This is a genomic window from Comamonas sp. B21-038 (assembly GCF_022387135.1).
Classification (GTDB): Bacteria; Pseudomonadota; Gammaproteobacteria; order Burkholderiales; family Burkholderiaceae_C; genus Comamonas; species Comamonas sediminis.
Genome location: NZ_CP092462.1, coordinates 3,797,073 through 3,810,956 on the forward strand (window position 1 = coordinate 3,797,073; position 13,884 = coordinate 3,810,956).

General features: G+C 65.0%; 12 protein-coding genes. 6 read left to right on the forward strand and 6 right to left on the reverse strand.

What is annotated here, in order from left to right:
* Window positions 1-709: 709 nt before the first annotated feature.
* The 6 genes from MJ205_RS17400 to MJ205_RS17425 form a co-directional block, all read right to left on the reverse strand.
* Complete coding sequence (locus MJ205_RS17400) at window positions 710-2,704, reverse strand: BCCT family transporter (protein ID WP_239812781.1); 1,995 nt, start codon at window positions 2,702-2,704, stop codon at window positions 710-712.
* 355 nt (window positions 2,705-3,059) lie between these two features.
* On the reverse strand, window positions 3,060-3,962 hold the full coding sequence (locus MJ205_RS17405) for an ABC transporter permease (protein WP_239809610.1): 903 nt from the start codon (window positions 3,960-3,962) through the stop codon (window positions 3,060-3,062).
* Between the two features lie 28 nt (window positions 3,963-3,990).
* Window positions 3,991-5,010 carry an ABC transporter ATP-binding protein gene (locus MJ205_RS17410; protein WP_239809611.1) on the reverse strand — a complete coding sequence of 340 codons (1,020 nt, stop codon included), beginning with the start codon at window positions 5,008-5,010 and terminating at the stop codon, window positions 3,991-3,993.
* A 1-nt stretch (window position 5,011) separates the two neighbouring features.
* Window positions 5,012-6,139, reverse strand: a complete 1,128-nt coding sequence (locus MJ205_RS17415; RefSeq protein ID WP_239809612.1) for an ABC transporter substrate-binding protein — start codon at window positions 6,137-6,139, stop codon at window positions 5,012-5,014.
* Between the two features lie 235 nt (window positions 6,140-6,374).
* Window positions 6,375-7,343, reverse strand: coding sequence for a TauD/TfdA dioxygenase family protein (locus MJ205_RS17420; RefSeq protein WP_239809613.1), 969 nt, complete (start codon window positions 7,341-7,343; stop codon window positions 6,375-6,377).
* A 331-nt stretch (window positions 7,344-7,674) separates the two neighbouring features.
* Complete coding sequence (locus MJ205_RS17425; protein ID WP_239809614.1) at window positions 7,675-8,748, reverse strand: class I SAM-dependent methyltransferase; 1,074 nt, start codon at window positions 8,746-8,748, stop codon at window positions 7,675-7,677.
* Window positions 8,749-8,826: 78 nt separating this feature from the next.
* Between MJ205_RS17425 and MJ205_RS17430 the strand changes: the two genes are divergently transcribed.
* From MJ205_RS17430 to MJ205_RS17455, 6 genes are all read left to right on the forward strand, one after another.
* Window positions 8,827-9,603, forward strand: a complete 777-nt coding sequence (locus tag MJ205_RS17430) for an SDR family oxidoreductase (RefSeq protein ID WP_239809615.1) — start codon at window positions 8,827-8,829, stop codon at window positions 9,601-9,603.
* A 26-nt stretch (window positions 9,604-9,629) separates the two neighbouring features.
* Window positions 9,630-10,004 (forward strand): dihydroneopterin aldolase, encoded by a 375-nt coding sequence (locus tag MJ205_RS17435; protein WP_230780831.1) that lies wholly within the window; start codon window positions 9,630-9,632, stop codon window positions 10,002-10,004.
* 4 nt (window positions 10,005-10,008) lie between these two features.
* Window positions 10,009-11,004, forward strand: coding sequence for a tRNA 2-thiocytidine(32) synthetase TtcA (gene ttcA, locus MJ205_RS17440; RefSeq protein WP_239809616.1), 996 nt, complete (start codon window positions 10,009-10,011; stop codon window positions 11,002-11,004).
* A gap of 133 nt (window positions 11,005-11,137) precedes the next feature.
* On the forward strand, window positions 11,138-11,863 hold the full coding sequence (locus tag MJ205_RS17445) for a hypothetical protein (RefSeq protein WP_239809617.1): 726 nt from the start codon (window positions 11,138-11,140) through the stop codon (window positions 11,861-11,863).
* Window positions 11,864-11,873: 10 nt separating this feature from the next.
* Window positions 11,874-12,515 carry a histidine phosphatase family protein gene (locus MJ205_RS17450; RefSeq protein WP_239809618.1) on the forward strand — a complete coding sequence of 214 codons (642 nt, stop codon included), beginning with the start codon at window positions 11,874-11,876 and terminating at the stop codon, window positions 12,513-12,515.
* Window positions 12,516-12,840: 325 nt separating this feature from the next.
* Complete coding sequence (locus MJ205_RS17455; protein WP_239809619.1) at window positions 12,841-13,797, forward strand: LysR family transcriptional regulator; 957 nt, start codon at window positions 12,841-12,843, stop codon at window positions 13,795-13,797.
* The last annotated feature ends 87 nt before the right edge of the window (window positions 13,798-13,884 follow it).

A 13,884-nucleotide genomic window follows, 5' to 3' on the forward strand; every position in this document is an offset into this window, starting at 1 on the left:
GGACTTCAAAACACCCCACAAGGCAGCGAGCGCAGCGCCTGAACCACCACCACCAATGGCGAGATGGGCGCGCAGGCGCGACGCCGGGGGCGCAGACAATACGCCTGTATGGCAAGCCCCCGCAACAAAGCCTGCGCGCCCATATCGCCACCCCAAAACGAAGACTACCAACGCCCCAAACAACAACAGCACCGCCAGAGCAGCCCACCCAACAGCGGATTGGACTTCAAAACACCCCACAAGGCAGCGAGCGCAGCGCCCGAACCACCACCACCAATGGCGAGATGGGCGCGTAGGCGCGACGTCGGGGGCGCAGACAATACGCCTGTATGGCAAGCCCCCGCAACAAAGCCTGCGCGCCCATATCGCCACCCCAAAACGAAAACTGCCAACGCCACAAACAACAACAGCACCGCCAGGGAAGCCCACCCAACAGCGGATTGGACTTCAAAACACCCCACAAGGCAGCGAGCGCAGCGCCTGAACCACCACCACCAATGGCGAGATGGGCGCGCAGGCGCGACGCCGGGGGCGCAGACAATACGCCTGTATGGCAAGCCTCCGCAACAAAGCCTGCGCGCCCATATCGCCACCCCAAAACGAGAACTATCTACGCCCCAGCCAAAAAAGCACCGCCAGAGCACTCACCCCCCAACGCATAACCAGACAAACCAAAAAGAAAAAGCCACCCGAAGGTGGCCAAAAAAACTTACACAGGATCTGTGTGTCCTGGGGCTCGGTTCAGCAGTTGGGTTCGCTTGTCTGCGCTGAGTGAGAGATAGCGCTCGTACTGGCGGAGAATATCGGCGATAAGCTCCTCGCTGCGCAAATACTGCACGTCATACCCCGACCGCCCATCTTCAAAGAAGGTAATGGGCTCGTACATATAACGCCGCTCCTTGCTGCCCGCACTCTCGCGCACCGTGAAGGTGGGTATCGCGCGGCGCACGGTACGCACGCCGTAGACAAAGTCGCGCAGCTTTTCCACCGGCACCACCAGACGCACTTCGCTGTCGCCCTCACCTTCCAGGCTTTCATGCACATGCGCCTGCAGTCCGCGCTTTTGCATCTCGGCGGCCACCTCATGCATCGCAGGCAAAACGGTGGCGCGCAAAAAGCGCTGCACATCCGCCTTGAGCGGCTGGTGCACGATCTGCTCCAGGCGCTTGCGCCAGTGCTGGCCGCTCCAGAAGTTGGTAGCAGGCGCCAGGTCGGGGGAGTAATGGGCCAGGTCGGCGACCATGCCGCGCCACAGGCCGATGCACAGCACCAGCATGATTACCGCCACCGGCAAGGCGGCCACCAGTGTGACAGCCTGCAGCGCGCCCAAGCCGCCGGCGAGCAGCAGCACGATCGAGGTAACGCCCAGCAGCACACACCAGAACAGGCGTTGCCACACGGGCGATTCGTTGTTGCCGCGCGAAGCGATGGAGTTGACCACCAGCGCGCCCGAGTCGGCCGACGTGATGAAGAACACACCGATCAGCAACACCGCCAGCCACGACACCGGTTTGACCCAGGGCAGGTACTCAAAGAAGCGGAACAGCAAGGCATCCACATTGGTCGCGGTCTGCGCGAGCGCGCCGGCGGCGACATGGGTGTCCGTCCAGATCGCACTGTTGCCAAACGCGGTCATCCACAGCAGGTTGAAGGCGGTGGGCACCAGCAGCACGCCGATGACGAACTCGCGCACCGTGCGGCCGCGCGAGATGCGGGCGATGAACATGCCGACAAAGGGCGACCAGCTCACCCACCAGGCCCAGTACAGAATCGTCCAGCCGCCAAACCAGCCCTCTTCGCGCGACGGCGCATAGGCAAAGGTGCGCAGCGACATGCCCAGCAGGCCCTGCAGGTAGTTGCCGATGTTCTCACTCAAGGCCTTGAAGATATGGGCCGTGGGGCCGGCGATCACGACAAAGCTCAGCAGCAGCACCGACAGCAGCATGTTGAACTCGCTCAGGCGCCGCACACCTTTGTCGACGCCCAGCAGGGCCGACAGGCTGGCCAAGGTCACCACCACCACAATGATGGTCACCAGCACCCCAGAGGTGTCGGTGTTCCAGCCCGTCAGGGTGTGCAGACCTGCAGCCATCTGGCGTGCGCCATAGCCCAGCGTCGTCGCAATACCGGCGATCGTGCCGACCAAGGCAAACGCATCCACGCCATGGCCGATGGGCCCGTTGATGCGCTCACGCAGCAGCGGGTACAGGCCCGAGCGCATGGTCAGAGGCAGGTTGTAGCGAAAGCCGAAATAGGCCAGCACCAGGCCCATCGTGCCGTAGACGGCCCAGGCATGGAAACCCCAGTGGAAGAAGGTGGCCTCCATCGCCTCGCGGGCGGCGGCGGGCGTGCCCGGCTCCTGCGTGGCTGGATTGAGGAAATGCTGCAGCGGCTCGCCCACGCCAAAGTACATCAGGCCAATGCCCATGCCGGCGGCAAACAGCATCGACGACCAGGAGACAAAGCTGAACTCGGGCTTGGCATCATCGGGCCCCAGGCGGATATCGCCATAGCGGCTGGCAGCCAGCACGACCAAAAACAGCAGGAAGGCGCTCAGCGCCATCACATAGAACCAGTCAAAACTGGCCACCACCCAGCGCTGCGCGCCGGAGAACAGGCGGTCCGCTGCATCGGGCGCGAGCACGCAGACGAGCAGCAAGGCAGTAAGCACCAGCAGTGCCGGTATCACCACCGGCAGCGACATGGTCGAGTGCTGGCTGCTCTGCGGCGCCGGCGCAGCAGGCCCTGAGGCAGGTGCGCCCGGGCCTGGCGGGGTGCCAGCCTCAGGCGCTACCGCCGGATCGGGAGAAGAGTTGGTCATAGGTATACCCGTTGGGAGCACGCCCCGTCCGTCGCAGGCGCGCCGCAGAAGCCTTCCAGCCCCCCATGGGCACGGCAAGGCACTGCAAAACCTATCAGTATGCAACAAGTGATTGTGCAAATACTATGCCGCAGATCAGCCAATCTTCAACAATCGCCACCGTCTTACAGCAGCAGCGCTGCTGGCACGGGGGGCGGCGTTGGGCTGACGCCACAGACCAGGCAGCCCCCTAAGCTGCTCAGCGCTGCACACCCCAGCGCTTGACGGTCACCCGTTCGAGTTGGTGAAAGCCCAGGGTCTCGACCAGCAAGCCGATGATGATCACCAGCGCCAGCCCGGCAAACACCTGGTCGGTGTAGAGCTCGTTGCGGCTTTGGAAGATGTACCAGCCCAGTCCGCCCTTGCCCGAGGATGCACCGAACACCAGCTCGGCGGCAATCAGGGTGCGCCACGCAAAGGCCCAGCCAATCTTGAGCCCTGACAGGATCGACGGCAGCGCTGCAGGCACGAGGATCTGCAACACATAGCGCGCGCCGCGCAGGCCGTAATTGCGGCCAGCCATGCGCAAGGTCTCGGGTACGGCCTGGAAACCCGCATAGGTGGCCAGCGCCAGCGGCCACAGCACCGAATGCACCAGCACCGCCAGCAGGCTGGCCTGGCCCAGGCCCAGCCAGAGCAGTGCCAACGGCAGCAGCGCAATGGCGGGCAAGGGGTTGAACATGCTGGTCAGGGTGGTCAGCACATCGCGCCCCCACTGGCTGGAAACCGCCAGCACGGTCAGCAGCAGGGCCCCGGCCACGCCCAGCAGGTAGCCCTGCAGCAGGATGCCCAGCGACACCGCCGCCTTGCCCAGCAACTCGCCATTGGCCAGGTCGCGCAGCAAGGTCGCAGCGGTCTGGCTGAAGGTGGGCAGTAGCAGGTCGTTGTCCTGCCAGCGGGCAGCCAGCTCCCAGATGATGGCCAGCACCACCAGGATGATGGCCTTGCGCAAGGCCGGATGGTGCAGCAGGCGCTTGGCCAGCGGCAGACGGCGCGCCGTCAGCTGCTGCGGCACATCGGGCAGCGGGTATTCGGCTTCGGGCCGCACGGGAGCCTGGGCTTTGGTATCGCCAGGCCAGGCAGTAACAGGGGTGGATGCCATGCGGAACTCCTGGTGGGGGCTTGTCGCGTCAAGCCACGCGGCGCAAGGCCTGGGGGGGTTGGTTGCTGGAGCTGGTGCTTTCCACCAGCGGGCTGCCCGCCCGGTCTTCATCGAACAACAGCCGGTGGATGCGCTGGTGCGCGGCTTCAAATTCGGCACTGCCGCCGCTGGCCAGGCCAAAGGCATGGGCATTGATTTCAGCCCGCAGACGCCCAGGGTGTGGCGACAGAATGGCGACGCGGCTGCCCACGACGAGCGCCTCCTCGATCGAATGGGTGACAAACACGAGGGTAAAGCGCAACTCGTCCCACAGCGCCATCAGCTCCTCCTGCATGCGCCTTCTGGTCAACGCATCCAGTGCGGCAAAGGGCTCGTCCATCAGCAGCACCTGCGGGTGCATGGCCAGCGCACGGGCAATGGCCACGCGCTGCTTCATGCCGCCTGACAGCTGGTGCGGGTGCACATCGGCAAATCGGCTCAGCCCCACCTTGTCCAGGTAGAGGTCGGCGCGCTCGCGCGCCTCGGCCTTGCTGGTGCGGCGCGAGGCGAGCAGCGGAAACATCACGTTCTCGCGCACGCTCTTCCACGGTGGCAGCTGGTCAAACTCCTGGAACACCATCACGCGGTCCGGACCCGGGCCTTGCACAGGACTGCCGCCCAGGCGGATCTCCCCTTCGCTGACCGGCACAAAACCCGCCATGGCCTTGAGCAAGGTCGACTTGCCGCAGCCCGAGGCCCCCAGCAGCACAAAGCGCTCGGCGGCATGCACCTGCAGGCTTACCTGGTGGGTGGCGCGCAGCACGCGCTCTTCCGTCACGTAGTCGATGCTGACCTGGTCCACCTCCAGCAAGGCTGCGCCCGCTTTCACGGCGTGGCTGGGCAAGGCCTGGCTGGGCGCTGCCGAGGGGACAGGGTGTGCACGGCTGACCAGGCGGTCGGCCAGCTCGGCCTCAGCCAGACTGGCATAGGGCTCGGCGGCGCTGCGCAGCCAGCTGCCACGTGAGAGGGCGACATCGCCATCCTGCGCAAAGACGTGGGGCCAGCGCATATCAGCTCCCTCCGGAGATACGGGCGTCATCGAAGAAATAATCACGCACCGATTCAGGCTTGGTCTTGATCACGCCCACCCGCTGCAGGAACTGGCCCAGGCCCACGGTGTTCTGCGGCTGGATCGTGAACTGCACCTGCGGGTTCTTGATGATCTGCAGGATCAGATTGCGGTCCACCTTGCCGCCGCCACCGCTCTTGAGAAAGATGTCAGCCGCCTGCTCGGGATGGGCCTGGACAAAGCGGGCCGATTCATCGAGGGCATCGACAAAGGCGCGGTAGGTCTTGGGGCTTTCCTGGCGGAACTTCTCGGTGGCGTAGAGCACGGTGGACGATGCGGGTCCGCCCAGCACCTCGTAGCTGTTGAGCACAATGCGCGCATTGGGGTTGCCGGCCAGCTCCACCTCCTGGAACGGCGGATTGCCAAAGTGGGCGGTGATCTCGGTGCCACCCTTGATGATGGCCGCTGCGGCGTCGGGGTGTGGCAGCGCCACCTGCAGCTTGTCGAGCCGCTGGTAATGCTGCTCACCCCAGAGCTTGGCCGAGGCATATTGCAGCACCCGCGACTGCACCGACACACCGACCGCCGGTGTGGCAATGCGGTCCTTGTCGGTGAAGTCGGCAATCGTCTTGACCTGCGGGTTGTTGCTCACCAGGTAATAGGGGAAGTTGCCCAGCGAGGCCACCCCCTTGACGTTCTGCTTGCCCCTGGTGCGGTCCCAGAGAGTGAACAGCGGCGCCACACCGGCGCCGGCGATGTCGACATTGCCCGAGAGCAGCGCATCGTTGACCGCCGGCCCGCCGGAGAACTGCAGGTAGCTGACCTTGATATCGACGCCCTGGGCCTTGCCCTGCTTTTCGATGAACTGCTGGTCCTGCGCCACATTGAGCAGCAGGTAGACGATGCCGTACTGCTGGGCGATGCGCAGCTGGCCTTCTGCGGCCTGCGCGCTGCCCGCGCCTACACCCCACAGCGCCGCCGTGGCGGCCAGCACTGCGGCCGCATGTTTGCCAGCCTGTCCCAGGCTGCTGCGGCGCTGGCTGGCAACGCAGGGGTTGGCCACGGCGTGGGGGGTGACGGAGTCTTTGGCCGGCGGCTGGCTGCGCGCCCAGGGTGGATGGAAGGTCATGGTGCTCAATGAAATAGGGGGATCGGAGGATCGAATCGGGGCCGCATGTCCGCACCGCAGCACCCTGGAGTCAGGTGGCTGCGGTGCCGTTGCGGGAGGCTGGCGTCAATCGCCGCTGACGGTGGGGCAGGCCGCGCGGCCGCAATGGCCTGGGCTGGCGGTCAGCGACAAGCGGCAGCCAGGGCCAGCGACAGCAGGAACAGCGATTGGCGGCGCTGTGGGGTGTGGGCGGCGCTCATACCGGCACATCCCCTTCGATCGTGGTGCGGTAGAGCTTGCGGCGCTGGCCGGCCGGAACACCGGTGGCCAGATGCAGCACGGCGCGGTTGTCCCAGAACACCATGTCCCGGTCACGCCAGTGGTGGCGGTAGACAAACTGCGGCTGGGTGCTGTGGGCGAACAGCTCGGCCAGCAGCGCGGCAGAGCGGGCTTCGGGCAGGCCCAGGATGCGGGTCGTGAAATGCTCGCTGACAAACAGCGACTTGCGCCCGGTCTGCGGATCGGTACGCACCACCGGGTGCACAGCAGGCTTAACCTCGGCAATCTGCGCGGCGCTCAGCGCGGGGCGGAAGGCATTGCGCTCGCGCAGTGCCTCGTATTTCAGCAGATAGCTGTGCTCTGCCTGCAGACCCACCAGCTGTTGCTTGAGGGTGTAGGGCAGTGCCTCGTAGGCGGCCACCTGGTCGGCAAACAAGGTATCGCCGCCGACATCGGGCAACTCCTGCGCATGCAACAGCGATCCCATCGCCGGTTGGGGTTTGTAGGACAGGTCGGAATGCCAGTACGCGCCGGCATCGCCCAGGCCCACCGGCTGGCCGTTTTCGATGATGTTGGAGACGATCAGGATCTCGTCATGGTCGGCCAGCTGGTAGTTGCGCAGCACATGGCGCTGTAAAGGGCCGAAGCGGCGGCTGAAGGCAATCTGCTCAGCCGGTGTGATGCGCTGGTTGCGGTAGACCACCACGCTGTGGTCCTGGTGCGCCTGCTGCAGCCGGGCAAAATCCTCCGGGCCCAGCGGGCGGGACAGGTCCAGACCCACGACCTCCACGCCCAGACGGGTCTGGGCCCCAGCGGGCTGCTGGATCGGGCGCAGGCTGAAGGCCTGGGTGCTGCCAGTGGCGCCCCCCGCCAGGCTGGCGCTGTCGGGCACCGGACGGCGGAAGAAGAAGGGGTGGGCAGTCAGAACATCAAACAGCGCGGACATGGCAGCTTTCCTTGGCGGACCAGTGATAAGCCCAATGTAGAAGCCCTGCCACGAACAGAAAACGAATGAAAACGCGTATCTTTATGCGAAAACCGATGAAGGGCGGGAGGGCGCTGCCGCGTAACGCGCCGTCATGAGGCTGTCACGCAGCGCTGCGATGATCGACGTCTGTCGGTGCAGTACAAGCCAGCCTTGCATGCCCAGTGCCGGGCGCGACCAGACCGGATGCGCCCGGCAGCGGTTATGTGTCAGGGCTTGGCACCGGCAGCCATCTTTTTGCGGCCCGCCTCTGCCGGGCCAGTCCAGCCCCGCTCTGCGCTGGCGCCAGTGATTACAGCCGGTGCATGCGGTCGCCTTGCACAAAACCGGCCGGGTCCCACGGGGCCACGCCCTTGCTCAGCAGGATGGCCTTGAAGAACTCACCCATCTCGTGCTCCATCATCAGCTTGGCCGCCTTGCTGCGGGCAATCACTTCGAGCTGGTCGAGCTTGGCAGCCAGACCGCAGTTGATCAGGAAATGGGCCTGGCTGGTATAGCCCAGCACATCCATGCCGGCATCCTGGGCCGCCACGGCAATGCCGGTGAAGTTCACATGGGCGGTGATGTCCTTCAGCCCCACCAGCACCAGCGGGTCACTGTCGACCTGGTGCAGGTGGTGGCAGACCAGCGTGCCCATGTGGCGCTGCGGGTGGTAGTACTCGGATTCGCCAAAGCCGTAGTCGATCAGCAGCACCGCGCCCCGGCTGATGCGGTCGGCCAGGGTCGCCACAAAGGCCTCGCCCTGCGGATGGATCTCGGTCAGGTACTCGGCCTCCTGCGGCAGCTCCGGCTCCACCGGCGGGCGCAGGCTGGTGGGGCGCTCTGCCCAGCCAAAGCGGATATCGTCCCCATCGGCACTGGCGACGACCACCCCGCGCTCCTGCCATACGCCCTGCTGGCGCAGCAAGAGCTTGACCGGCATCGCATCGAGCACCTCGTTGCCCACAACCACGCCCTGCATCTGCGCGGGCAGGCTGTCGGCCCACTGCACCTGGCCGCCAAAGCGGGCCAGGCGCTCTTGCTGGCGCAGGCGCAGGCTGCCCGAGACATCGACAATCGTGTAGCGCGTGCAAGCGGGACCCAGCGTGGACAGCAGCTGCTCGGCCAGGGCGCCGGTGCCGGCGCCAAACTCCCAGACCTCGCTGGTCTGCGTATGGGCAAAGGCATCCTGCACCTGGGCGGCCACCAGCTCGCCAAACACCGGCGACAGCTCAGGGGCGGTAACAAAGTCGCTGCCCTCCTCGGGCATCACGCCAAACTTGCTGCGGTCATTGGCGTAGTAGCCCAGGCCGGGCTCGTACAGCGCCATGCGCATGAAGTCATCAAACGGGATCCAGCCGCCGGCCTGGGCAATAGCCTCAGCCATGCGCCTGGCCAGCACAATTGTTAAACTAGAGGGTTCTGTATTCACCCCCCTATTGTCGCCGCTTGCCGCACGCTTGCCATGCCAATGCCTTCTTCGACCCCACGCACCGTACTGGTCACCGGCGCTGCCAAGCGCCTGGGACGGGTGATTGCGCTCGGGCTGGCACGCCATGGCTGGCAGGTGGCCGTGCACTACCGGGGCTCGGCCGCCGAGGCCGCGCAGACTGCTGCCGAGTGCGCGGCGCTGTCAGGCCTGAGCGGCCATTTTGATGCGGATTTCGAGGACGAGGCCGCGGTACGCGGCTTGCTGCCCCGGGTGGTGGCCCATTTCGGCCAGGTCGATGCGGTGGTCAACAGCGCCTCGCTGTTCGAGCACGACGGCGCCGCCGATTTTGGCTATGCCGCGCTGGAGCGCCATCTGCGCAGCAACACGGCCGCACCGATCGTGCTGGCCCAGCTGCTGCACCAGCATATCTGCCAGCGGGGCGATGAGGCCCAGGGCGTGGTCGTGAACCTGCTGGACCAGAAGCTCTGGAACATGAACCCCGACTTCGTCAGCTACACCTTGAGCAAGGCGGCGCTGGAGGCGGCCAACACCTTGCTGGCCCAGGCGCTGGCGCCGCGCCTGCGCGTGGTGGGCGTGGCCCCGGGGCTGACCCTGACCAGCGACTACCTGAGCCCCGAGAAGTTCGAGGCCCTGCACCGCATGAGCCCGCTGGGGCGCTCTTCCACCGCAGAAGACGTGGCAGCCACCGTGCGCTTTGCGCTGGACAACCGCTCGATCACCGGCACCAGCCTGCTGGTGGACGGCGGCCAGCACCTGATGCGGTTCGACCGCGATTTTTCGATGATGTAGCGGCTCTTCGCTGCCTTGCTGCTTTTATGACGACATTTGACACCGGGTTGCAAACCCTGAGCTTGACGGGCCTGCGTTTTGATGCCAATTTAGGCATCCTTGCCCACGAGAAGACTGCGCCGCAACCCATCTTGGTGGATGCGCAGATCAACATGGGCCAGCAGCCGCTGGCGCCCAGCGATGACGACATCATGCACGTGCTGGACTACCGCAAGGTGCGCCAGATCATCATCGATGAATGCACGGCAGAGCACGTCAACCTGCTCGAGACCCTGATCGGCAAGGTCGCCCAGCGGCTGATGCAGTTGCCCAATGTGCGCGGCGTTCGCGTGAAGATCGCCAAGCTAGAGATTTTTGACGATTGCGAAGTTGCAATCCGCACCGAAACCGGACAATGGTGAACCTATGAATGCCCCCACCGATACCGCACTCCTCCAGCCCCAGCCTGCCGCCGCGAACGCTTGGGACTTCGATGACGCCGCTGGCGACGATGCACAGGCATCGGCCTCCAACGAGAAGCGCCTGAAGATCCAGCGCGAGAACCACAAGCTGGAAAAGCGCCTGTGCCGTGAAGTGGCGCGCGCCATTGGCGACTACAACATGATCGAGGACGGCGACAAGGTGATGGTCTGCATGTCCGGCGGCAAGGACAGCTACACCCTGCTCGACATCCTGATGAAGCTGCGCGCCCGCGCGCCGATCAAGTTCGACCTGGTGGCCGTGAACCTGGACCAGAAGCAGCCCGGCTTTCCCGAACACGTGCTGCCCGAGTACCTCCAAAGCGTGGGCGTGGACTTCCACATCGAGAACCAGGACACCTACAGCGTCGTTAAGCGTGTGGTGCCCGAGGGCAAGACCACCTGCGGCCTGTGCTCGCGCCTGCGCCGCGCCATTCTGTACAAGGTGGCCGACCAGCTGGGCTGCAACAAGGTGGCGCTGGGCCACCACCGCGACGACATCGTGCAGACCCTGATGCTCAACATGTTCCACGGTGGCATCATGAAGGCCATGCCACCCAAGCTGGTGAGCGACGACGGCAAGCATGTGGTGATCCGCCCGCTGGCCTATGTGCCCGAGAAGGACACTGAGCGCTGGGCCCAGTACCGCGACTTCCCCATCATTCCCTGCAACCTCTGCGGCAGCCAGGAAAACCTGCAGCGCCAGATGATTGGCGACATGCTGCGCGAGTGGGACCGCAAACACCCCGGCCGCGTCAACAACATGTTCCGCGCGCTGCAACACGTGGTGCCCACCCACCTGGCCGACCCCAAGCTGTTCGACTTCCAGAACGCCAAGCCCACCGGCATCGCCGATGAAAACGGCGACAAGGCCTTCGACCACGACGACCTGCCCACCAACCCCTCGCTGCCCGCAGGCATGCAGGTGGTGCAATTGGGTTGATATCCATTGATTGAGAGCCATGCAGCCCTGCTTGTCGCCCCTGACTGACAGCCGCTGCCGCTCCAAGCGTTTATCGTTGAGCGTCTGCGCTGTGTCCTTATGGCGCAGCGCTTTTTTTTCGGGAGATCGCACGATGTTTCCATCCATCCACACCGCGGACAATTGGCGAGCGCTGCGACGCCTGGCAGGGGTCGCGGTGGCCGCTTCCGCCAGCTTCTGGCTGGCCGGATGCGCTGGCGTGCGCACCATCGACAGCGATGTGCAGAGCTACTCGACACTGCAGCAAGTCCCCTCGCCCCCGACCTACCGGCTGCAGCTGCTGCCCTCCCAGATCGCCCTCGGCCCCCAGTTCGACACCGTGGTGCAACAGGCCCAAGCCTCGTTGGCCGGGGTGGGCCTGCGCCGCGACGACCGCCAGGGCAGCGTGATCGCGCAGATCGATGTCCAGGCGCGTTACATTCCCGACAGCTGGCTGATGCCCGGCAGCCCCTACAACCCCTATGGCGGTTGGGGCATGGGGCCCGGCTGGGGATGGGGATGGGGCTGGCGCGGCGGCATGATGTGGCGCGACACCGGCCCCTCGCTGCACTACCGTGCGGTGCAGCTGACCTTGCGCGATGTCCAGACCCAGCAGGTGGTCTACGAGACCTCGGCCCGGTACGAGGACGTCTGGGTCGATGACCAGGTGATCTACCGGATCCTGTTCGACTCGGCGCTCAACGGCTTTCCCAAGCCGCCGCAAGGGCCGCGCCGCGTCAGCACCACGGTTGGCGCGCCCTCCGCTGAACAGCCCGCACCCGCCCCTGCTGCCCCTGCAGCCAGCTCCGCTCCCGCAACGTCCAGCTCCAAAACCCCATAACAAGGAACGCATGCACAGCACCCAGATCATTGCCATTCGCCACGGGGAGACCGATTGGAACCTTGCCGCCCGCATCCAGGGCCATACCGATATACCGCTGAATGCCACCGGCGAGCGCCAGGCGCAGCGCCTGGCTCAGGCGCTGGCCGACACCCCGCTGGCCCACATCTACAGCAGTGATCTGCAGCGCGCGCTGCACACCGCCCAGGCGCTGGCGCAAGCCAATGGCGCGCCGCTGAGCACCCATGCCGCCCTGCGCGAGCGCAGCTTTGGCGACTACGAGGGCGCACGTTTTACCGAGATCGAGGCGTCCGACCCGCCGTCCGCGCTGCGCTGGCGCAAACGGGACCCGGTCTTCGCCCCGCCGCAAGGCGAATCGCTGCAGGCACTGCAGGCCCGCGTGGCGCAGGTCGTGGCCGAACTCGCTGCCCAACACCTGGGGCAGCAGATCGCGTTGGTCGCCCACGGCGGCGTACTCGACAGCCTCTACCGCCTGGCCACCCGCCAGGGCATCCAAGCACCCCGCACCTGGGAGCTTGCCAATACCAGTGTTAACCGCCTGCTCTGGACACCCGACACCGGATTGACGCTGGTGGGCTGGGGAGACACCAGCCATCTCCAGACCCAAGGGCTGGACGAAGCCACGCACTAGCCGCTGCCTGCGCGCCTCCTCGACGAACCTCTTGTCACTTTTTTGCATCACTGCAAGCCGCCGGATGGCGCCATTCCGGCGCTGCTGCGCGTGGTTGCCAAGCTGGGCCTTCTGCAATGACACAAACAAATGAAACGCAATGCCCCATAGAGTCGATAAAATACCAAGGTATGTCAGCATTCACTCCTAAACACTGCTGATCGAGTGACATTTAATTACTTTTAGAATTCACTAATTGCTTGATCATTATTAATAGTAGTGAGACCATCTATAGACGAGTTCAATGACTCTTCTATGAGATTACTAAAAAGGTATTGACCGTTATATGCCAGACGCCGAGCTGACCCGTAAACCCCTGCCTACCCCCTCGCTGCGGCAGCTGAGCTGCTTCAAGGAAGTGGCGACGCACCGCAGCTTCAGCCGTGCCGCGCAGGCGCTGTCGATGAGCCAGCCGGCGCTGTCTTCTGCGATCCGCGAGCTGGAAACGCTGCTGGGTACTGCGCTGTTTGACCGCAGCACGCACCATGTCCGCCTGACATCGGCCGGCGAAGCCGTGCGTCCGCAGGTGGAGTGGATGATCAACAACTTTGTGCAAGGTGTGCAAGATCTGCAGCAATTGCTCAAATACCAGGCCGATACCGTGCGCATCAGTTGCATCCCGTCCACCACCCACCTGCTGGCCCCCTGGCTGGCGATCTGGCAGCAATCCCACCCCATGGTGGATCTGCAGCTGCACGATATGCGCAATGACGACCTGCTCGCATCCGTTGCCAACGGCAGTTCGGACATCGGCCTGGGCCTGGAATTCACCGTGCCGCCTTCGGTCGAGACGCAGTTCGTGACCGAGGACGAAGTGATGGCGGTCATCCCCGCCAAGCACCGCCTCGCCCAAAAGACCGACCTGCGCTGGGCGGACCTCAGTGACGAGCCGCTGGTCGTGCTCTCACGCGGCAGCACCTACGAGATGATCGTCTCGGTACTCGAGCAGCAGGGCGTGGGCACCAGCCACACCGAAACGCTGAGCTATACCGAATCGCTCTACGCGCTGGTGCAAAGCGGCCTGCGCATCGGCCTGCTTTCGCGCCTGTACACACAGGGGCACCATGGCGATGACTGGGTGACCCTACCGCTCAAGGGCCCGCTGCTGTCACGCCGCATCTGCCTGATGACGCGCGCCGCCAACGGCAGCCGCCGCGCCATTGTCCAGGAATGCTGGGATTACCTGCGCGAGAACATGGGCAACGACGCTCCGCCCAGCAAGCGCAGCGCCAAGGCCGCTTGAGCCCGTTGTGCCGGGGCCTTGCCCTCTGCAGCGTACGGAATCCGTGGAACGCACCGAGCGCTGGCGCCCCACCCCACCGGGGGCGCC

Coding starts and splice junctions, on each gene's coding strand:
- MJ205_RS17425 (WP_239809614.1), bottom strand. CDS start 8,748: ATGGCTGAGGCTATTGCCCAGGCCGGCGGCTGGATCCCGTTTGATGAC.
- MJ205_RS17410 (WP_239809611.1), bottom strand. CDS start 5,010: ATGCGCTGGCCCCACGTCTTTGCGCAGGATGGCGATGTCGCCCTCTCA.
- MJ205_RS17405 (WP_239809610.1), bottom strand. CDS start 3,962: ATGGCATCCACCCCTGTTACTGCCTGGCCTGGCGATACCAAAGCCCAG.
- MJ205_RS17455 (WP_239809619.1), top strand. CDS start 12,841: ATGCCAGACGCCGAGCTGACCCGTAAACCCCTGCCTACCCCCTCGCTG.
- MJ205_RS17430 (WP_239809615.1), top strand. CDS start 8,827: ATGCCAATGCCTTCTTCGACCCCACGCACCGTACTGGTCACCGGCGCT.
- MJ205_RS17415 (WP_239809612.1), bottom strand. CDS start 6,139: ATGACCTTCCATCCACCCTGGGCGCGCAGCCAGCCGCCGGCCAAAGAC.
- MJ205_RS17435 (WP_230780831.1), top strand. CDS start 9,630: ATGACGACATTTGACACCGGGTTGCAAACCCTGAGCTTGACGGGCCTG.
- MJ205_RS17420 (WP_239809613.1), bottom strand. CDS start 7,343: ATGTCCGCGCTGTTTGATGTTCTGACTGCCCACCCCTTCTTCTTCCGC.
- ttcA (WP_239809616.1), top strand. CDS start 10,009: ATGAATGCCCCCACCGATACCGCACTCCTCCAGCCCCAGCCTGCCGCC.
- MJ205_RS17450 (WP_239809618.1), top strand. CDS start 11,874: ATGCACAGCACCCAGATCATTGCCATTCGCCACGGGGAGACCGATTGG.
- MJ205_RS17400 (WP_239812781.1), bottom strand. CDS start 2,704: ATGTCGCTGCCGGTGGTGATACCGGCACTGCTGGTGCTTACTGCCTTG.
- MJ205_RS17445 (WP_239809617.1), top strand. CDS start 11,138: ATGTTTCCATCCATCCACACCGCGGACAATTGGCGAGCGCTGCGACGC.